Below are 18,594 nucleotides of genomic sequence, written 5' to 3' on the forward strand. Positions count from 1 at the left end.
CATCGTCGAATCCCCGACGCGATCATTTCACATTCCTCACCAGATCCAGTCTTGATTAACCACACCGAAATCAAAAATTAATCTTCAGGAAAATATCTTGTAATTATAAAAACGACCTTCTAGCATGCCCCTGCTGTTCGCGACATGTCTTGTTTAAAAGTCATCACTTGATGCATTCCTCGAACAAACCCATCCATAACCTGGGGAATTACATGAAGAAACTGTCTCGACTGCTGCCCATCACCGCGATTACCGTCGCGAGTCTCAGCGCTTTTGCCCAGGCCGGCGACCAGCCGGCCGCGGTCGACAAGGCGCTGCAACTGATCCAGCAGAACCCGGCCGCCTTCAGCGCGGCCGTCAGCGGCACGGCGCGCACGTTGAAGTTCGCGGGGCCACAAGCAGCCGCACCGACCGACGGCGATCAGTTCCAGGTACGCGACGTGATCGTCGATCCCGACGGCACCGAGCACGTGCGCTTCGACCGCTTCCATGCGGGCCTGCCCGTGATCGGCGGCGATGTGGTCGTCCATTCGAGCAAGGGGCAATTGAAACAGGCAAGCGTGACGCAGCTCGCGCCGATCAATCTCGCCGGCACGATCGGCAAGGTCGGGAACCGCGCCGTGGTACGCAACGCCCCCGACGTGGGTGCGACGCGCGCGAGACACATCGCGGCCGCGCGCTTCAACTCGGACGTGCGCCGCGTCGACGACGCGGAGCTGGTCGTATTCGCACGCGACGTCACGCCGACGCTGGCCTACGCGGTACGCGTCTACGGCAAGGCGACCGACACGCATGGCGACGCCGTGCTGTACTACGTCGACGCACGTACCGGCACCGTGCTCGACGCACAGGACCTGATCAAGACCGCCGCCGCGACCGGCACCGGCCGCTCGCTGTACTACGGCAACCTGACGCTCACGACGGACCAGACCGGCACGAACGCGTACCGGATGCTCGATCCGGGCCGCGGCGGCGGCTCGGTCTACGATGGGCGCGGTCTCAGCTCGGACGAAGTCGAGCAAGCGACCGACCTGCCGATCTTCACGAGCAGCACGAACGTGTGGGGCAACAACACGACCACCGACCGGCAGACCGTCGCGGCGGACATCGACTACGGGCTGGCATTGACTTGGGACTACTACAAGACCACGCACAACCGCAACGGCATCTTCAACGACGGCCGCGGCGTGAAAAGCTACGCGCACGTGGTGTTCAATACCGGCAGCGGCACGACGGGCGCGAACGCGGCATGGCTGTCGTCGCGCGTGATGGCATACGGCGACGGCGAGCCGGGCACGCGCCTGCCGAAACCCGTGGTGTCGGTCGACGTCGCCGGGCACGAGATGAGCCACGGCGTGACCGAGGCCACCGCCAACCTGAACTATTCGGGTGACGCGGGCGGCCTGAACGAATCGACGTCCGACATCTTCGGCACGCTCGTGAAGTTCTACGCGAACAACCCGAACGATCCCGGCAACTACGTGATCGGCGCGCGCGTGGTGAGCGGCGGCCTGCGCAAGATGTACAAGCAGGATCTCGACGGCCGGTCATTCAGCTGCTATCCGTCCGGCGGCTTCTCGTGGTCGAATCCGCGCCACGATCCGCATTTCTCGTCGGGGGTCGGCAACCGCTTCTTCTATCTGCTGTCGGAAGGCCCGTCGGTGCCGTCGACCGATACCGGCCTGTCGAGAGCGCAACTGGTCTGCAACGGCGACACGACCCTCAGCGGGCTGGGCCGCGACAAGGCCGGCAAGATCTGGTACCGGACGCTGACCGTGTACCTGAACGCCAACTCGAGCTATCCGAACGCGCGGCGTGCGTCGATCCAGGCGGCGAACGACCTGTACGGTGCGAACTCGGCCGAAAGCGCGACGGTTGCGCGCGCGTGGAGTGCGGTGGGGGTGAATTGACGGCACTTGTGTAAGCGTTGAACGGCAGAGGAATCAACCGCCTGCGAATGCAGGCGGTTGGCCGGTGGCCGGTGCTTTCCTGGTGCGGGACTGCGGATCTCGCGGAAGCCATCGCATATTCCCGTTCGTGCACTCCTCTACAAAACCTGCTCGAATTCCGAACCGCTTTGCTACACTGCCTGAGATTCGTCACTCCTCACGCGGATTGTTTCCCAATAATTCGAAATCGATCAATTGGAAATGAATTGGTTGCGAAATCTCATATTTCGAAAACAATCACATCTTATCCGCTCACACCAAAGGATTTCAGATTTATGGCCGTCGATCTGCAGGCGTCTCGATCCATTCAAGCCCATCTCGATCGTCTCTTGAGTTTCCTGGACGAGGATTCACGCAATCTCAACCTACTTGCCGACACTGCGACTGCCGCATTCGACGCCCACCAGTTCCAACTCTGCAATGAATTGCTGTCGCGTTACGAGGCGATTCAACCGCTGCCGCCATCGCTCGTCAATATGAGGGGCCTGTCGGCCATGTCCGAAGGTCGGTTTGAAGCCGCACTGACCGATTTTCGCGCACTCGTCGAACACGACGCGAATCCAGTCCTTTACTACAACTTTGCCTATGCGAGCGCCATGTGCGGCGCCTTCGAGCCCGCGGCGGACATGGCACCCGCCTGCCTTGAGGCGGTCGCGGGCGCCGCAGTCCTTAAATTGCGAGCCCTTCATTATCTGGGCCGTTTCGACGAAGCCATTCGGATGGCGGCGCTAACGGATCAGGCCACCCCGCCTCCGGGCATCGTGGGTGCGTACGCGTCGCTCTTGTTCGATCTTGGCGATCTGGAGAACGCGCGCCTCCATGCAGCGCGCGCGCCGGACTCTTCCGACAGCCTCGTGATCGTCGGATTGACGGAACTCGAAGCGGGCAATATCGAACGAGCGGCCGAACTACTTGAACGCGCGGCCGACAGCAATCCGCTGGAAGCACGCGCCACGCTGGGGCGCGGTCTTTGCCTGCTCGCTCAGGAGCGATTTCCGGACGCCGCGGTAACGCTTGATAACGCCGCCGAACGGCTCGCCAGCCATGCCGGCTCGTGGCTGGCGGCCGGTTGGGCCTGGCTGTTCGCCGGAAATCCGGGTACGGCGGCCGAACGCTTTCAGCACGCGGCAGTGCTGGATCGAGGTTTCGCGGAAGCCCACGGCTCGCTTGCGGTCGCGCTACGCCTTCAGGGGCGTCTAGACGAAGCCCGGCGCCACGCCGACATTGCGCTACGCCTCGATCCGGAGTCCTTGTCCGGCGCGCTTGCGAAGACCCTGGAACTCGAGGCAACGAACAACACCGAGTCAGCGAATGCGCTCGGGGAAGCCGTGCTGAATCGTCCTCTGGGGCCGACTGGTCGAACGCTGGCACAGTCATTGACCGCCTTCGGCCTGAAGCGCACGGCGAATCGAGCGTAACCGCGCACCACGCCGCTACTTCTCTCCCGATCCTGCCGCAGGGGTGCGTGACGGGCACCGCGGCTCGAGCGTGTCGATCGCAGCCCCGCCGAATTTGCTCACCAGACAGTCTTTCGGTCGCGTCGCTCGTGACGCGCCCTCTCCAGCACCGCATTGAACGCCAGCAGGAGATAATGCCTCTCTGTCATTAATATTTAACAATATTTAATCAGTTAATCAGGCACCTTCACAATGCCATTGATTGACAACACCGAGTTGATTTTCATCATCGATTAAATCCTTTCGGTCTCGTTGACAACATTACGATCACAATTCAATATAGATAAATAATCGTAATAAACAGTAACATCCTCCGGGGAATCGAGAGAATGTCGAGCGACAACGCACTGGGCCTTATGGCTCAGCTAATGTGGACGGGTTTGCTTGTCGCAGGCCCCATTCTTCTCGCCGCTCTGGTAACGGGGCTGGTCATCAGCCTGTTTCAAGTCGTCACGCAACTTCAGGAAATGAGTCTTTCCTACGTGCCGAAACTCGTTGTCGTCGGTTTCGTCATTGTCATGCTCGGTTCCTGGATGTTGGCCCGATTGACCGGCTTTACCCAATCCCTCTTTAATCTCATTCCAACACTGGGCTAACCATGATCGCCAATCCGAGTATCGGATGGGGTGCGGCGACGTTGTTGCTGTCGTTACGCATCGGCCCGGTTTTTGCGTTTGCCCCGCCCTTCTCGCAAATGATTGCGCCGATGCGAGTCAAGATCGCCGCGACACTCACGTTGTCCGCCTGCCTCGCGACTACCGTCGTCTATCGGGGGCCGGTCGATGCCGGCCTGCTTCCCGTTGCCGCATGGGAGTGCCTGCTCGGGTTCGCGATCGCCTTCGCATTCCAGGCCAGTTTCGCGGCCCTGTCCTTCGTCGGGCGCGTTCTGGACGTTCAGGCCGGCTATGGCCTGGCGATGGTGATCGATCCGGGCTCGCGTAGTCAGGCGCCGCTGCTCGGTTCGATCCTGACCATGACGGCAGGCGTCATTTTCTTCGCGTCCAACGGGCATCGCGATCTCCTCGCGCTGTTGTTCAAGCTCACGCAATCGTTTCCGCCTGCGTCTGTCCACATCATCGGCAACCCCGCATCGTTCACGTCGTACTTTGGCTCGTTGGCCGCCATCGCGCTCGGCGCGACCGCGGCCGTCATGCTGACGCTGTTTCTGACGGACCTTGCGATCGCGTTCCTGGCCCGTGCGCTTCCGCAGATGAATGCATTGATGCTGGGCTTCCAGGTCAAGGCGTTCGTCACGCTTGCCGCAATGGCATTGACGGCCGGCACGCTCGCACCGGTCGTACTGCGGCTTACGCGGCTCGCGCTCGACTTCGTTCCGACCACGTTCCGACACTATGGCTGAACAAGACGAGAACCGGTCCGAAGCCGCCACTGCCTACCGTCTCGAGCAGGCGCGCAAGAAGGGCATGACGCCAAAGAGTCAGGAGCTGGGCATGCTGGCCAGCCTGAGCGCCTGTGCGGCCTACCTGTGGACCGACGGCGCACACCTCGCGTCCGCCATCGCTACCCGCAGCGTCCGCCTGTTGGCGGAGATTCCAGCCGTCGCACATACACCCGGCGCGATGACGACGTGGTTGATGACGGCGGTGCTGGACGCCTTGCGTCTGATTGCACCGATGGCGCTTCTGTCGATGGGTGCCGGGCTGCTGGTTGCGGTGCTGCAAACCCGCTTTCTTTTTGCGCCGGCAGCCGTCAAAGCCGACATGTCCAGGCTCAATCCCGTCCAGGGATTCAAACGCGTCTTTTCGCTACAGACGCTGCTCGATTCGGCTCGCACGCTGATCAAAATGGCTGTTTACAGCCTGATCGCGTGGTTCTGCATCGCGTCGGTGATCGAAAGCGTCGCAAACACGCCGCTCAATCCGCGTAGCTTGAGCGAGCTGATGCAGACGTCCGGCCTGAGTTTCTTCGCGAAGCTGCTGATTGCCGCGGCGGTGTTCGCCTCACTCGACTTCGTGATCGTCCATCGCGTCTTCGCAAAGAAGATGCGCATGAGCCGTCACGAAATCAAACAGGAACACAAGCAGCGCGAAGGCGACCCGCGGATCAAGAATCAGCGGCGCAAGATTCGTCGCGAGCTGACCCAGAATGCGCGCAGCCTTCGCAACGTCCGCGAAGCGGACGTCCTGATTACGAATCCGACGCACTATGCGATCGGATTGAAGTACGTGCCCGCGCACATGGCAGCACCCAAGGTGATCGCACGGGGCGCCGGCGATTTTGCGCAACGGCTCAAGAAAGTTGCGTTCGCTTACGGCATTCCCGTCGTCGAATCGCCGGCGCTGGCTCGACGGATCTTTCGTGAAACGCGAGTCGACCAAGAGATTTCCGCCGGCTCGTATCGCGACGCCGCATCGGTCTACCTGCGCATTCGCCGCCGCAATGGCGAGGTCGCGGCATGAACGCGCTCGTATCTCGCCTGAGTCGGCAGCAGGATCTCGCGCTCGTGCTCGCCGTCATGGCGATCCTGCTGATCCTCTTCGCGCCGATCCCGTCCGCCGCGCTCGACCTGCTGATCATCACGAACTTCGCGTTCGCGTTCACGATCCTGCTGCTGACGATCTACGTTGTCCGGCCCGTCGACTTCTCGACCTTCCCGTCGCTGCTGCTGATCGCGACGCTGTTCCGGCTGTCGTTGAATATCGCGGCGACGAGACTCATCCTGTCGGGCGCCGAAGCCGGTCAGGTGATCGGCGCGATCGGCGAATTCGTCGTGCAGGGCAATTTCGTCATCGGCCTGATCATCTTTTTCATCCTGATCGTCGTCCAGTACGTGGTCGTGACGAACGGTGCACAGCGAGTCTCCGAGGTGGCGGCCCGCTTCGTGCTGGATGCAATGCCCGGCCAGCAGATGAGTATCGATGCGGACCTGAACATGGGCCTGATCGACCAGGACGAAGCGCGGGCACGCCGAAAGGCGCTGGAAAAGGAAGCCGCGTTCTATGGCTCGATGGACGGCGCGAGCAAGTTCGTCAAGGGCGACGCGATCGCCGGCATCATCATCATGCTCATCGACATCCTCGGCGGGTGGGCGGTCGGTGTCGCACAGATGGGCATGTCGCTCGGGCATGCACTGCAGAAATTCACGCTGCTGACGATCGGCGACGGCATCGTCACGCAGGTACCCGCGCTCGTGATCTCGGTGGCGACCGGGATCATCGTCACGCGCTCGGCGTCCGACGGCGAGCTGAGCAACGAAGTATTCCGCCAACTCGCGCAATTCCCCAAGATCCGGTTTCTCGTGACGGGCGCGCTGGTCGGTCTGCTGATCCTGCCGGGCATGCCGAAATGGCCGATCCTGATTCTCGCGCCGGTGGTCTTCTTCGCGTGGTGGTTCGCACGCGGCACGTCGTCCGAAGCAGCTACGGCAATGGCCGGTGCCGACTCGCCGACGACGCCCGCTGCCGCGAGCGACGGGCAGGCCTTGCCCGTTTCACCTGTCGAAGTCGGCTTCGGCCCGGAACTCGCGCGTGCATGGATTCCGCTGCAAGGCGTGCTGGCCGAACGGATTGCCGCATTTCGTAAGCAATACGCCGAGGAGATGGGCGTCACGATCCCGGCCGTAACGTTCCGCGATGCCGCGCAACTCGGCTCGAACGACTACCGGATCTCGCTGTACGGCAATCGCTTCGGCCAATCCGCACTGCATGCCGACAAAACACTCGCGATCCATCCGAGCGGCAAGTCCGATGATCTGACCGGCATCGCGACGCGCGACCCGGCATTCGGCCTGCCCGCGCTGTGGATCGACGAAGCGCAGCGCTCCCGCGCATCGTCGCTCGGTTATACGGCCGTCGACCCGATGACGGTACTCGTCACGCACGTCACCGAAGTCGTCCGCGCAAACATCTCGACGCTCCTGTCCCGCAGCGATGTCGTCACATTGCTCGAAGGCGTTCGCACACGCTCGCCCGGGCTCGTTGAAGAACTGGTGCCCAACATCCTGTCGGTCGGCGACGTGCAGGCCGTGTTGCAAAGCTTGCTGTCCGAGCATGTGCCGATCCGGAACATCGACCAGATCGTCGAGGTGCTGGCTGACGCCGGCCGGCACGAGAAAGATCCGGCCATGCTCGGGGAACGCGTACGTCAGAAGCTCGGACACAGCATCTGCCAGCGTCTGATCGGGGAGAAGGAAGCGCTTGCAGTACTGACGCTCGATCCGATGCTTGAAAACACGATTGCACACAACTTGCAGGGCGCCGACGGCAGCGGCGCGTTCGTGCTCGATCCTGGGCTGGCTGAATCGTTCCTCACGCGACTTGCGGAACAGGTCGACGCGATGCTTCGACAGAATCTGGCCCCTGCGCTGCTGTGCCGGCCCGAGCTGCGCCGGCACTTGAAGATATTTTCCCGCCGTATCGCCCCTCGGCTCGCCGTTCTGTCGATGAACGAGATCCCGCACGCGATCAATCTGCGTTCATTCGGGATGGTCGGTCTCGACCGTCACGCTTGAGCGGCATGACCGCCCCGCTTTCATGAACGATACCTGCCCCGCCCATGGATAACCTGATGACAACCGCCGTCGGCCTGATCTCGTCCGAGACGCGCCAGGTCGAAACCGCCGCGCAGAACGTCGCGAATCTCGCGACACCGGGCTACAAGCGGCTGATTACGTTCGCCGATGCGTTTTCGCAAGCCGAGTCGTCCGCACAAACGGCAACGCCCCGCGCATCCACGCGCGACGTCGCAACCGACTTCACGCCAGGCCGGATGGTTCACACCGGCAATCCGCTGGATCTCGCGCTGTCGAGCGACGGCTTCTTCGCGGTTTCCGCTCCCGATGGCGCCGCCTATCTGCGCGGTGGCTCGTTCCGGCTGGATGCCGATGGCCGGCTCGTCACGCGACAGGGCTGGGCGCTGCAAGGCAGCGGCGGCGGCGACATCGTCGTGCGTTCGCAGAACTGGCGCGTTCTTGCCGACGGGACCGTGCTGGACGACGGCCAGCCGGTCGCCGTGATCGGCACGGCGTCGTTCGCCAATCCGAATCAACTGGCCCGTACCAACGACGGGTTGTACCGCGCGAACGGTGCGCGACCGGTCGAGCTGGCCGATCCCCGCGTGATGCAGGGCTATCTGGAAGCATCGAACGTATCGAACGCTGACGAAATGATCCGGATGATGGCCGCGATGCGACGCGTCGAGTCCGGGCAAAAGCTCGTTCATGCGTACGACGACATGATGGGCAACGTCCTGCAACGTCTCGGAGACATGTAATCGTGAACAACGTGTTCTATATCGGCGCAACCGGCCTCAACGCGCAACAGACCGCCATCGACGTCACGGCGAACAACATCGCCAACATGACCACGCCCGCGTTCAAGCGCGGCACCGTCGCGTTCTCCGAACTGCTCACCACCGTGCCGGCGCCGCTCGTGCGCGATTACGCGAACGAAACGTCGAGCGTCGCGGCTGGCGTCAGCGCGGATCCGTCGCTGCACGTCTATACGCAGGGCGAATTACGGCCGACCAACAATGCGCTCGATCTGGCGATTCGTGGCAACGGCTTCATCGAACTCGCGTCCGATTCCGGCCAGACGCTGCTCTGGCGCGGCGGCACGCTGCGGGTCGGGGCCGACGGCTATCTCGCGACCGCGGATGGCCAGCGCCTGAAGGCGATGATTTCGGTGCCGCGCGATGCATCGGCGATCACGATCTCGCAGACCGGCCAGGTACAGGCAACCGTGTCCGGTCAAGCTGACCCGCTTGACATTGGTGAACTCGAGGTACTGGTGCCGTCCGACGTGCGTGCGCTCGAATCGGTTGGCGGCGGCGTCTATCGCGCACGGGACGACGCATCGTCGTTGACGCGCGTTCGCCCGGGAGAGGACAACGCCGGCGTGCTGGTGCAGGGATTCAGCGAGGCATCGAACGTATCGATGTCCGACGAACTCGTCGGCCTGATGCTCTACCAGCGAACCTATGCGGCCAACGCCCGACTCGTTCAAGTCGGGGACGAATTGATGTCCATTGCCAACGGGCTCAAGCGATGACACGCGGCTTTTCCAGTTCGAGCAACCCGCACGCACCGTCGATGGCGCGCGTTCGGCTGCTTTGCCTTGGTGCGCTCGTTCCCGCGGCCGTGCTCGGCGCGCCATCGCCCGACGCCGCGATCCTCTTTCGCTCCGCCGTCACCGTCGCACACCCGACAGTCATGCTGGCGGATGTTGCCGATCTGACCGCCTTGCCCGAGTCCATCGCCCAACGCGCGGCAACCGTTCCCGTGATGTCGCTCGCGCGATCGGCAACGGCCGTTCGCGTGGGCACCCGCCGGCTCGCCGACTCCGCGCGCCGCGCGATGCCGATGCTCGGTCCCTGGCTGGCAAACGTGCCGGTCGCCAACGTCGACATCACCCTTCTGCGAATTAGCAAAGCCAACGACGCGAGCTCGCGCTCCTGCGTGACCGTACTTGCGGATCTCCCGGTCGACGCCAGCCCGTCGGCAGACCGGATTCAACCGGTGGGCTGCCCGGGCGACGGCGCCGTGCGGGCCTGGCGCTACGACGCGGAATCGCATGTGGCGCGGGCGGCCCGCGCCATGACCGCCGGCGAGATCGTGCCGGCGCCCGCCGCTTCGCGTCTGGCCACCGTTCATCGTGGCGGACGCGTGTTCGACACCATCCAGGTAGGTGCCGTGACCGTGACGCGCTCCGGTACGGCACTCGCCGACGCCGGACCACAGCATGCGGCACCGGTACTGACCGGCAACGCGGACATCCAGATCTGGCGGGCGCCGTCGGCCGGGCGGGGGCACTGACATGCGCAGCATCCTTTCCTTCGTGTACGCGGCCGCGCTTGCGGCGTCGCTGCTCGGGGTGCGCCCCGCCTCAGCGGCCGACCTCTATCAAGGTTCGACCTATGAATCGCTGACGGCGGACCGACGCGCGTCGCGGCCGGGCGACATCGTCACGATCCTCATCTACGAAAACTCGAGCGCGAGCAATACCGCGGACACGTCGACGAAAACAGGCTTCGGTGTGCAGGGCAACGTGTCGACGCTGTACGCAGGCAAGAATTCCGCACAGGTCGGTCTCGGCGACAACTACGGCGGCAAAGGCCAGATTCAGCGCACGGGCCGGCTACTCGCACAGCTGAGCGCCAGCGTCACAGGCGTGACACCGAGCGGCGACCTCATCGTTGCCGGCACGCAGGACATCGACGTCAACGGCGAAAAAACCCGCATCCGTCTCGAAGGCCGCATCCGGCCGATCGACATCGCTGCGAACAACACGGTGCTATCGACGCGACTCGCGGATGCGAAGATCGACTACACCGGCGAAGGCTTCATCACCGATCGCTCGCGGCCCGGCCTCATTCCACGCTTCTTCGCATGGCTCGGCCTATGGTAAAGCGCTTCTTCATCCATGCCGCGTGGCTGGTCTGCGCGATCTCGACCACCGCCAGCGCGGCCACGGCCGATGTTCGCCTCAAGGATCTCGGCCGCTTCCTCGGCTGGCGTGACAACATGCTGGTCGGATACGGGATCGTCACCGGCCTGTCGGGCTCGGGCGACACCCCGCGCAACCAGGCGACCCGCCAGGCGATGACGAACATGCTGTCGCAGTTCGATCTGAACCTGACACAAGATCAACTGCAAAGCCGCAACGTCGCGATGGTCATGATCACGGCGTCGCTGCCGCCGACCTCGGACGTCGGCGACAAGCTCGACGTCAACGTGACGTCGATGGGCGATGCACGCAGCCTGTCCGGTGGCACGCTGATCATGACGCCGCTGCGCGGGCCCGACCGCAAGGTCTATGCGCTCGCGCAGGGGGCGGTATCCGTCGGCGGCTATCGCTACGATGCAAACGGCAACCTGCGCATGAAGAATCACCCTACCGCAGGCACCGTTCCCGAGGGGGCGACCGTCGAAGTACCGGTCACGGCCGAACTGATCAATCGCGACGGCTACCTCAGTTTCGTCCTGAAGGACGCCGACGCGATCACGGCGGAACGCATTGCGGCGCAGATCAACCGCTCGTTCGGCGGCGGGACCGCCCGCTCGACCGATGCGCGCACCGTGCGCATCCGGGCGCCGCTGGACGGTGGCAACCTGAACGGTTACGTCGCGCGCATCGAATCCCTCGCCGTGGCCCCCGACCAGCGTTCGCGCGTCGTGATCAACGAGCGTTCCGGCACGGTCGTCGCGGGTGGCGATACGCACATCGCACCGATCACGATCTCGCACGGCGACATCAAGGTGACCGTCGCCACGCAGTACAACGCGTCGCAACCGGGCCTCATCGGGATCACGGGCCCGAACGTGCGCAGCCTCGTCGTCGGCAACAGCGAGCTCTACGTCGACGAACCGGGCCAGACGGTCGCCGCATCGTTTCCGCAAGGCAGCGTCGGTGATCTCGTCCAGGCGCTCAAGGCCAGCCGGATCAGCACGCGGGATGTGATCGCGATCCTTGAGGCAATCAAAGCCGCCGGCGCGCTGCACGCCGACATCATCGTTCAATAAGGAGAGGGATTCATGTCCATCGATCTCGTCGCGTCGATCGCAACCAAGGCGCTCGACGGGCTGTTCGCGCGACAGGCCGCCACCGCACAGAACATCGCGAACGCCAATTCGGTCGGGTACGTGCCGGTCCGCGTGACATTCGAAGACGCATTGCGCGATGCAGCCGACACCCGTGCGGGCGACACCGTCGATACGCGTCTCGCGCGCATCCGGTCGGTCGAACCTTCGTTCGGCGCACCGCTGCCGATCGACGTCAACACGGTCCGTCTCGATGATGAAATCGCGTCCGCATCCGAAACCGCCGCGCGCTACGCGATGCTGATCGGCATGCTCGACCGGACGCTGCAGATCCGCCAACTCGCCATCAAGGGAATGTAAGCGATGGGAAACAGCCTTTTTGCAATCGCCCGCTCGGGGCTCGACGTCGAGCGCCAGCGTATGGAAGTCATCGCACAGAACCTCGCCAATGCCGGCACGACCCGCACGGCGGACGGGCAGCCGTACCACCCGTTACGTCTCGTCTCCGGCCCGAGAGTCGGCGCAACCTTCGACGATCACCTGCGCAACGGTGATACGTCGCCGACCTTCGGCATGACGGGTGTCCAGAGCTACGGCGTCGAGCGCATGGATACGCCGCTGCGGCTCGTCCACGACCCGGCGCATCCGCATGCCGATGCCAACGGCATGGTCGCCTATCCGGGAATCGACCATGCCGGAGAAATGGCGTTGATGGTGCAGACGCTGCGCAGCTACGAAGCCGATACGGTGATCTTCAACGCCGCACGATCGATGTACATGCGTGCGCTCGAACTCGGGGCCCGCTCATGAGCGCCAATCCGGTCGAATCGATCTCCATGCTGCAGAGCGCCCCGCTGTCGGAAACGGCCGCGATGTCGCCGCTTGCGCAGCAGTCGAGTTTCGCGGACTGGCTCGTCGCGGGCGCGACCCGTGTCGACCAGACCGCCAGGCTTGCCGACGACGCCGTCACCCGTTTCGCGCTCGACGGCGCCGTACCGCCGCATCAGGTCATGATCGCGCTGGAGGAAGCGCGCATGTCGCTGCAGCTCGCGTTGCAAGTGCGCTCTCGCATCGTCGAGGGTTACCAGGAACTGATGCGGATGCAGCTGTAAACCATGGAATCCCTGCTCACACGTATTCGCGCGTCGTTTGCCGACGCGTCGCCGCGCCGCCAGTTGGCTGGCGTTGCCATACTCGTCGCGATCGTCGCATCGCTGATCGCGGCCGGCTATTTCGCATTGCGTCCACGCTATCAGGTATTGTTCCGCGACCTGAAACCACAGGACGCGGCCACCATCGTCGCCGAACTCGAACGGCAGAAAGTCCCCTTCCGGGTCGACGAATCGTCGTCTGCCGTGCTGGTTCCCGCCGCCGACGCGCAAGTCATGCGGCTCAAGCTGATGAGTAGCGACATGCGGCTACAGGGGGCCGTCGGCTTCGAACTGTTCAACAACTCGGATCTCGGCATCACCGACTTCGCGCAGAAGGTTAACTACCAGGGTGCGCTGCAGGGCGAACTCGCACGAACCATCATGTCGCTCGACGAGATTGAACTCGCGCGTGTCCATCTCGCGTTTCCCGATTCGTCGATCTTCCGGCGCGCGGATGATCGGCCGAAGGCCTCCGTCGCACTGTTCATGCGCAGCGGCCATACGCTCGGCCCCGACACGGTGCGCGGCATTCAGCGCCTCGTGGCCGCCGCGGTTCCGCAGTTGTCTGCCGCCGACGTGACGGTGCTCGACCAGCGCGGGGAATCGGCCGCGGGGCGCGACGTGCCCGTCGATGATCCGCACTACGCGCTCAAGCACGCACTCGAACGCGAGTACGAGCGCAAGATCGGCGTGCAGATTGCCCCGTTGCTCGGCGCGCGCCATGCAACGGTCAGCGTCGACGCAATGCTGAATTTCGATCAGGTGCGCATCACCAACGAATCCGATCTGAACCGGCCGATCGCGAGCGCGGGCTCGACCGGCACCCCGTTGCCACCCTCGTCGACGAACGGCAAAGGCATCGGAGCCCCCGGCCTACCTCCGTTGCCGTCCACACCGTCGTCCGACGGCACGCGATCGGAACGCAAGCTGGAGCAGGTCGTGTCGGCCCCGGGCTCGCTGAAACATCTGAGCGTCGGCGTCGTGATCGACGGCACGCTGCCTGAAGAAACGCTGGCGCAGCTGAAATCCGTCACGGCCGCGGCCGTCGGTGCTGACGGGGCGCGTGGCGATACGGTGGCCATTTTTGCACGCACGCAGCCAGCTGACGGATCGGCAACCGGAATCGCGTCGCCGCTGCCAGTAGACGGCGCCGACCGCACCGTTCCTGCATCGAACCTCGCCGACGATCCGCGCACCGAACCGGTGTCCGCGCAACCGGACGGCACGCAGCGTATTTTGAAGCGGCTCGGATTGCCCGGGCCCGTCGTCGCGTATGCAACGGTCCTCGCGCTGCTCATCGGAAGCGCCCTGCTGTGGCGCGCGCTGGCTACCAGCAGACGATCGACCGGCCTGCACGCGATGACTTCGACCGAACGTGCCGAGTACGTCACGCGCCTCCGTGCCCTTCTTTCCGAGAGTCGTCAGCATCATGAAGGCTAACGCGCGTATCGACCGACGCCTGCGCGGCCTGGTCGCCGATCTCGCCCATCGGCCTGCCGATGACATCGAAGCCGTCTGGCATGCGTTGTCGGACGCCGAGCGCAAGCAGTTACGCCCGCTGCTCAAGGACGCGGCGTCGCTCGGCCCGGGAGAAGCTGGCGGATTCGCGACGGTCCTGTCTGCCGCACCGTCGCAAGACGAGAGCCACGGATCGGCCGACCATGCCGTTCCCGCGATCGGACGCCTCGCCGGCCACTGGCCCGATGCGCTGCTCGCACAACTGGCCGGCTGTTTTGACGACGCGCAGCGCACGCGCCTGTTCGCCGATCATCCGGCATGGCGGCGTCATGTCGTCGCGCCGCTTCCCCCGCGTGCACGCGCCGCGCTGCTGCGCGCCGCTGACGAAGCGATTCGGGCGCTTCCGCCGGCCGTCGAGGCCGACGCAACTTCGCGGCGCCCCTCGAGCTCATGGACGCGGCGTCTGCTCGACGGCCTCCGCGGGAGGCGCGCATGAGCCCGATCATCAAGGCCGCTCAGATCATGCTGAGTGTCGATCGCGTGTCGCTCGGTGCACAGTCGGCCGTGACGGAGCCTGGTTCGTCGCCGGCGGAACTTGCCCCGGTGGCGCGTGTGCTCGACGATGGCAACACCAACGATGCCTTTGCGCCGGAGCGTGATCGCCTGCTTGCACGGATCGCCGCACTCGAAGCGGCAGCATCGGGCCACGAGGCCGAACTCGCGCAATCCTCCCGAACGGCATTCGAGCGCGGCATCGAAGAAGGCATTCGGCAGGCGGCGCATGCCGAGACCGAACGGCTCGTGTTGCTGAAAAGCGGCATCGATACCGCGCGCGACATGTTCATTGCTCGGCTTGCGTCGCTGGAGAGGCTCGCGGCAGAGGTCGCACTTGTCGCTCTGGAGCGCGTGCTGGGAGATCCGACCAGTCATGCCGACCTCGTCATCGACACCGTACGCCATCGCCTGACGTCGATCGCGCAGGAGTCGCTCGTCGGAATCCGCGTGTCCGCTGACGATTTCCGCGATCCGGCACGGCTCGACACTGTTCGGCGCACGCTCGACACGGCACCGTCGGTGTCGCTCGTCGCCGATCCGCAGCTTCCTGCCGGTGCCTGCGTCATCGAACTGACGCTCGGCAAGCTCGACGTCGGCATCCCGCGCCAGTTGGCGAGCATCGCCGCGACGATCCGGGAGACCGACAGTCATGTCTGAGCGGCGCTCCGTGCATCCCTATATCGACGCGCTGCGCCGCCTCGACCCCGCGGCGCGACTCGGCAACGTGACCCGCATCATGCCGACCTTCGTCGATGCAAACGGCCCCGGCGTAGCAGTCGGGTCGCTTTGCGTCCTGGGAGAACAATCGCCGCCGCTTTATGCCGAGGTCACTCGTGCGGAAGTGGGCAGAATTACGCTTGCCCCTTATCAGGCCACCCCGTCGCTGCGTGTCGGAGATACGGTACGCGCGGTCGGCTCGGACGCGACACTGCCCGTCGGCGAAGCGTACCTGGGGCGGATCGTCGATCCGCTCGGCCAGCCGCTCGACGGCGGGGCTGCGATTGCCGCCCGCCATGCGTGGCCGCTTGCGGGCGTGCCCACGTCGCCGCTCGATCGCGCCACCCCCGACCGTACGCTGGACACGGGGATCCGGGCAATCGATACGCTACTGACGCTCGGTGTCGGCCAGCGCATCGGCGTCTTCGCGGGTAGCGGCGTCGGTAAAACGACGCTGCTGTCCGGACTGGCTCGCCACGTCGATGCAGACGTGTGCGTTCTGTGCCTCGTCGGCGAACGCGGACGTGAAGCCGAGGATTTCTGGCACCGGTCGCTTCAGGATGCGTCGCGCGCGCGGTCGGTGATGGTAATCGCCACATCCGACCAACCCGCCATCCTGCGCGCGCGCAGCGTATCGGCCGCGCTCGCTCACGCCGAGTATTTCCGTTCGCAGGGCAAGCATGTGCTGCTGCTGCTCGACTCGATCACGCGCTATGCACTCGCACTGCGCGAGATCGGCCTCGCGGCGGGAGAGCCGCCGACCCTTCGCGCCTATACGCCGAGTGTCTTCGCCGCGTTACCGAAGATCGTCGAGCGCTGCGGCGCGGTGCGCGACGGCGGCGCCATCACCGCGCTGATGACGGTACTGGCCGAAACCGATGAAATCGACGATCCGATGGCGGAGACCATGCGCGCGCTGCTGGATGGACACCTCGTGCTGACACGAACGCTCGCCGAACAGGGGCATTTTCCGGCGATCGACGTGACGCGCAGCGTCAGTCGGGTCATGCAACACGTCGCCAGCGACGATGCACGCCGTCTGGCCGCGCGCACAGTCGCCGGCCTGTCGCTGTACGAGCGCTCGCGCACGCTCATCGAAGCCGGCCTTTACGTCGCCGGCAGCAATCCCGTGCTCGACGACGCGTTGCGCGTGCGTTCCGGCCTCATCGATTTTCTCCGGCAGGACGTCGGGCAGGCTACCGATCGCGATCACGCGATCGCCTCGCTTAAAACCATACTGGAGGCGACGCCATGACACGCCGCTCGCAACGGGACGCTGCGCTCGACATTGCACTCGTCCGTCGGCTGCAACTGCAGCAGGCGATCTCGCGTGCCGCGCACGCCCGTGCTGCGCTCGATGTCGAGCGCGACCGACAACAGCAGGTCGAAGCCGAGCACGACGCGCATCTCGCGGCGTGGCGCAGTGCGGCCCTGTCCGACCGGCTATCGCCCGCGCTGCTCGCCAATTGCTCGGCCGCACTCGACTCCGTTTCCGTGCACCGCGACGCCGCATCCCGGCGCGTCGACGTGCGGACCACCGAGCTGGAGGCTGTTCGCGCGACTCTGCAGCAACGCGACCGCCTCGCCGAATCCGCCGATCGGTACGCCCTGCACGCGGAGAAACGACATCGCGCGACGCTCGACGAGCGACGGATGACCGAACTGGAGATCCGAGTGGCCCTTTCTGGAGGGAGCCGATGACAACGGATGTTCAACTGCTTCGCCCGGCCGACACATCTGCCGAACCGCCGCGCTTATCGGTCGGCGGCACCGGCAATGCGTTTGGTCAGTTGCTTCGCTCGATGGAGCAGGACATGTGGCGTAACGCGGTGTCGGCCGGCAGTCCCGCCAGGCCGACGCCCGCCAACACGCCAATCGTCGAGTCGCGGATGGTCGCTCCCCAAATCGCCGGACAACAATACATCGCCTCGATCGCGTCGCCTCTCTCGTCGCAAGCCGTGGCGACGGTTGCGCCCGCCGTCCGCCCGACGGTCACGCTTACGCAAACAAGCGCGCCGACAGCGCAGCCACAGCGTGGGGATTCGGCCCGGTCGGCGAGCGCATATCAGGCGCCTGGTCCGCGCCCGATGCCAGCGCGTTTCGGGCAACCAGACGCAAAAGCACCCGGCTCGACAGAGCACATCCCCGCCGTCGCCCCCAGCCGCGACCTCCCGGCCGCCAACGTATCGCAAGCACCGGCCACGTCGCCGTTTCGCGTGACGGTCCTGCCGGGGAACGGCGCGCCACTTGTGTCGCTTCGCATCGCGCAGGCCGATCGTGACGATCTCGACCTGCTCGATTCCCATGTTCGCGCCGCTCTTCAGCAGAGCGGCTACCCCGCGTCGAAGCTCCTGATCAACGGCATCGACCGCAACGCTCCCGGAGAAACCACTCATGGCGATTGATCCCATTGCCTCGTCCGCCAATCTCGGCGCCCGGGCAGATTCGCTCGGCCTGAACATGCAGTCGCTGCTGCAGATCATCCTGACGCAGCTCACCTACCAGGATCCACTGAAGCCCGTCGACAACTTCGAGTTCGTGTCGCAGCTCGCACAGTTCACGTCGCTCGAGCAGAGCCGGCAGATGACGGACAAGATCGACAGCCTGCTGACGGTCCAGTCGGCCACGAGGACGGTCGGCCTGCTCGGCCGCAACGTAGACGTGCAGACGGATACGGCCCAACTGAGCGGTGTCGTGAAGAGCGTGTCGTTCAAGGACGGCCAGCCGCAATTGACGATCGAAACGGCAGACGGCCAGTTCCTGACCAACGCGACGGTCGCGCAGATCGTCGCGGTCCGATAGTCGGCGCG

21 protein-coding genes are annotated in these 18,594 nt (G+C 64.6%); all 21 read left to right on the forward strand.

Features of this window, described 5'->3' with window-relative positions:
- Positions 1 to 212: 212 nt before the first annotated feature.
- The 21 genes from HWX07_RS07990 (at position 213) to HWX07_RS08090 (ending at position 18,586) form a co-directional block, all read left to right on the forward strand.
- The gene (locus HWX07_RS07990) at positions 213 to 1,910 is read left to right on the forward strand and encodes a M4 family metallopeptidase (protein ID WP_175875881.1); all 1,698 of its coding nucleotides are present in this window, start codon (positions 213 to 215) and stop codon (positions 1,908 to 1,910) included.
- Between the two features lie 314 nt (positions 1,911 to 2,224).
- Positions 2,225 to 3,367 (forward strand): tetratricopeptide repeat protein, encoded by a 1,143-nt coding sequence (locus tag HWX07_RS07995; protein ID WP_175875882.1) that lies wholly within the window; start codon positions 2,225 to 2,227, stop codon positions 3,365 to 3,367.
- 368 nt (positions 3,368 to 3,735) lie between these two features.
- Complete coding sequence (gene fliQ / locus HWX07_RS08000; protein ID WP_175875883.1) at positions 3,736 to 4,002, forward strand: flagellar biosynthesis protein FliQ; 267 nt, start codon at positions 3,736 to 3,738, stop codon at positions 4,000 to 4,002.
- A gap of 2 nt (positions 4,003 to 4,004) precedes the next feature.
- Entirely contained in the window at positions 4,005 to 4,766 is a 762-nt protein-coding gene (locus HWX07_RS08005) for a flagellar biosynthetic protein FliR (protein ID WP_175875884.1), read from the forward strand.
- Positions 4,759 to 5,826, forward strand: coding sequence for an EscU/YscU/HrcU family type III secretion system export apparatus switch protein (locus HWX07_RS08010; RefSeq protein ID WP_175875885.1), 1,068 nt, complete (start codon positions 4,759 to 4,761; stop codon positions 5,824 to 5,826). Before HWX07_RS08005 ends, HWX07_RS08010 begins: the two co-directional genes overlap by 8 nt.
- Positions 5,823 to 7,877, forward strand: coding sequence for a flagellar biosynthesis protein FlhA (locus tag HWX07_RS08015; protein WP_175875886.1), 2,055 nt, complete (start codon positions 5,823 to 5,825; stop codon positions 7,875 to 7,877). Before HWX07_RS08010 ends, HWX07_RS08015 begins: the two co-directional genes overlap by 4 nt.
- Before the next feature lie 56 nt (positions 7,878 to 7,933).
- Positions 7,934 to 8,638, forward strand: coding sequence for a flagellar hook basal-body protein (locus tag HWX07_RS08020; RefSeq protein ID WP_226208604.1), 705 nt, complete (start codon positions 7,934 to 7,936; stop codon positions 8,636 to 8,638).
- A gap of 2 nt (positions 8,639 to 8,640) precedes the next feature.
- Positions 8,641 to 9,414, forward strand: a complete 774-nt coding sequence (locus tag HWX07_RS08025; RefSeq protein WP_175875888.1) for a flagellar hook-basal body protein — start codon at positions 8,641 to 8,643, stop codon at positions 9,412 to 9,414.
- Positions 9,411 to 10,178: a hypothetical protein gene (locus tag HWX07_RS08030; protein ID WP_175875889.1), complete on the forward strand. Its 768-nt coding sequence runs from the start codon at positions 9,411 to 9,413 to the stop codon at positions 10,176 to 10,178. Before HWX07_RS08025 ends, HWX07_RS08030 begins: the two co-directional genes overlap by 4 nt.
- 1 nt (position 10,179) lies before the next feature.
- Positions 10,180 to 10,770 (forward strand): flagellar basal body L-ring protein FlgH, encoded by a 591-nt coding sequence (locus HWX07_RS08035; RefSeq protein ID WP_175875890.1) that lies wholly within the window; start codon positions 10,180 to 10,182, stop codon positions 10,768 to 10,770.
- Positions 10,752 to 11,885 carry a flagellar basal body P-ring protein FlgI gene (locus HWX07_RS08040; RefSeq protein ID WP_244129951.1) on the forward strand — a complete coding sequence of 378 codons (1,134 nt, stop codon included), beginning with the start codon at positions 10,752 to 10,754 and terminating at the stop codon, positions 11,883 to 11,885. The genes HWX07_RS08035 and HWX07_RS08040 overlap by 19 nt, the downstream gene beginning before the upstream one ends.
- Positions 11,886 to 11,897: 12 nt before the next feature.
- A complete protein-coding gene (locus tag HWX07_RS08045; RefSeq protein ID WP_059607231.1) occupies positions 11,898 to 12,263 on the forward strand; it encodes a hypothetical protein in 366 nt (121 codons plus the stop codon).
- 3 nt (positions 12,264 to 12,266) lie between these two features.
- On the forward strand, positions 12,267 to 12,713 hold the full coding sequence (gene flgC, locus HWX07_RS08050) for a flagellar basal body rod protein FlgC (RefSeq protein ID WP_175875891.1): 447 nt from the start codon (positions 12,267 to 12,269) through the stop codon (positions 12,711 to 12,713).
- Entirely contained in the window at positions 12,710 to 13,015 is a 306-nt protein-coding gene (gene fliE, locus HWX07_RS08055; RefSeq protein ID WP_175875892.1) for a flagellar hook-basal body complex protein FliE, read from the forward strand. The genes flgC and fliE overlap by 4 nt, the downstream gene beginning before the upstream one ends.
- Before the next feature lie 3 nt (positions 13,016 to 13,018).
- Positions 13,019 to 14,494: a flagellar basal-body MS-ring/collar protein FliF gene (fliF, locus tag HWX07_RS08060; RefSeq protein ID WP_175875893.1), complete on the forward strand. Its 1,476-nt coding sequence runs from the start codon at positions 13,019 to 13,021 to the stop codon at positions 14,492 to 14,494.
- Entirely contained in the window at positions 14,454 to 15,008 is a 555-nt protein-coding gene (locus tag HWX07_RS08065) for a hypothetical protein (RefSeq protein ID WP_175875894.1), read from the forward strand. Before fliF ends, HWX07_RS08065 begins: the two co-directional genes overlap by 41 nt.
- Positions 15,005 to 15,724, forward strand: a complete 720-nt coding sequence (locus HWX07_RS08070) for a FliH/SctL family protein (RefSeq protein ID WP_175875895.1) — start codon at positions 15,005 to 15,007, stop codon at positions 15,722 to 15,724. The genes HWX07_RS08065 and HWX07_RS08070 overlap by 4 nt, the downstream gene beginning before the upstream one ends.
- A complete protein-coding gene (locus tag HWX07_RS08075) occupies positions 15,717 to 17,039 on the forward strand; it encodes a FliI/YscN family ATPase (protein ID WP_175875896.1) in 1,323 nt (440 codons plus the stop codon). Before HWX07_RS08070 ends, HWX07_RS08075 begins: the two co-directional genes overlap by 8 nt.
- Positions 17,036 to 17,485, forward strand: coding sequence for a hypothetical protein (locus HWX07_RS08080; RefSeq protein WP_175875897.1), 450 nt, complete (start codon positions 17,036 to 17,038; stop codon positions 17,483 to 17,485). The genes HWX07_RS08075 and HWX07_RS08080 overlap by 4 nt, the downstream gene beginning before the upstream one ends.
- On the forward strand, positions 17,482 to 18,189 hold the full coding sequence (locus HWX07_RS08085) for a hypothetical protein (RefSeq protein WP_175875898.1): 708 nt from the start codon (positions 17,482 to 17,484) through the stop codon (positions 18,187 to 18,189). The genes HWX07_RS08080 and HWX07_RS08085 overlap by 4 nt, the downstream gene beginning before the upstream one ends.
- A complete protein-coding gene (locus tag HWX07_RS08090) occupies positions 18,179 to 18,586 on the forward strand; it encodes a flagellar hook capping FlgD N-terminal domain-containing protein (protein WP_060036049.1) in 408 nt (135 codons plus the stop codon). Before HWX07_RS08085 ends, HWX07_RS08090 begins: the two co-directional genes overlap by 11 nt.
- Positions 18,587 to 18,594: the final 8 nt, after the last annotated feature.

The sequence above is a fragment of the Burkholderia sp. BCC0097 genome (genome assembly GCF_902832985.1).
Taxonomy (GTDB): domain Bacteria; phylum Pseudomonadota; class Gammaproteobacteria; order Burkholderiales; family Burkholderiaceae; genus Burkholderia; species Burkholderia orbicola.

Coding starts and splice junctions, on each gene's coding strand:
- HWX07_RS08090 (WP_060036049.1), top strand. CDS start 18,179: ATGGCGATTGATCCCATTGCCTCGTCCGCCAATCTCGGCGCCCGGGCA.
- fliQ (WP_175875883.1), top strand. CDS start 3,736: ATGTCGAGCGACAACGCACTGGGCCTTATGGCTCAGCTAATGTGGACG.
- HWX07_RS08035 (WP_175875890.1), top strand. CDS start 10,180: ATGCGCAGCATCCTTTCCTTCGTGTACGCGGCCGCGCTTGCGGCGTCG.
- HWX07_RS08005 (WP_175875884.1), top strand. CDS start 4,005: ATGATCGCCAATCCGAGTATCGGATGGGGTGCGGCGACGTTGTTGCTG.
- HWX07_RS08030 (WP_175875889.1), top strand. CDS start 9,411: ATGACACGCGGCTTTTCCAGTTCGAGCAACCCGCACGCACCGTCGATG.
- fliE (WP_175875892.1), top strand. CDS start 12,710: ATGAGCGCCAATCCGGTCGAATCGATCTCCATGCTGCAGAGCGCCCCG.
- HWX07_RS07990 (WP_175875881.1), top strand. CDS start 213: ATGAAGAAACTGTCTCGACTGCTGCCCATCACCGCGATTACCGTCGCG.
- HWX07_RS08020 (WP_226208604.1), top strand. CDS start 7,934: ATGACAACCGCCGTCGGCCTGATCTCGTCCGAGACGCGCCAGGTCGAA.
- fliF (WP_175875893.1), top strand. CDS start 13,019: ATGGAATCCCTGCTCACACGTATTCGCGCGTCGTTTGCCGACGCGTCG.
- HWX07_RS08010 (WP_175875885.1), top strand. CDS start 4,759: ATGGCTGAACAAGACGAGAACCGGTCCGAAGCCGCCACTGCCTACCGT.
- HWX07_RS08045 (WP_059607231.1), top strand. CDS start 11,898: ATGTCCATCGATCTCGTCGCGTCGATCGCAACCAAGGCGCTCGACGGG.
- HWX07_RS08080 (WP_175875897.1), top strand. CDS start 17,036: ATGACACGCCGCTCGCAACGGGACGCTGCGCTCGACATTGCACTCGTC.
- HWX07_RS08015 (WP_175875886.1), top strand. CDS start 5,823: ATGAACGCGCTCGTATCTCGCCTGAGTCGGCAGCAGGATCTCGCGCTC.
- HWX07_RS08085 (WP_175875898.1), top strand. CDS start 17,482: ATGACAACGGATGTTCAACTGCTTCGCCCGGCCGACACATCTGCCGAA.
- HWX07_RS08040 (WP_244129951.1), top strand. CDS start 10,752: ATGGCTCGGCCTATGGTAAAGCGCTTCTTCATCCATGCCGCGTGGCTG.
- flgC (WP_175875891.1), top strand. CDS start 12,267: ATGGGAAACAGCCTTTTTGCAATCGCCCGCTCGGGGCTCGACGTCGAG.
- HWX07_RS08075 (WP_175875896.1), top strand. CDS start 15,717: ATGTCTGAGCGGCGCTCCGTGCATCCCTATATCGACGCGCTGCGCCGC.
- HWX07_RS07995 (WP_175875882.1), top strand. CDS start 2,225: ATGGCCGTCGATCTGCAGGCGTCTCGATCCATTCAAGCCCATCTCGAT.
- HWX07_RS08070 (WP_175875895.1), top strand. CDS start 15,005: ATGAGCCCGATCATCAAGGCCGCTCAGATCATGCTGAGTGTCGATCGC.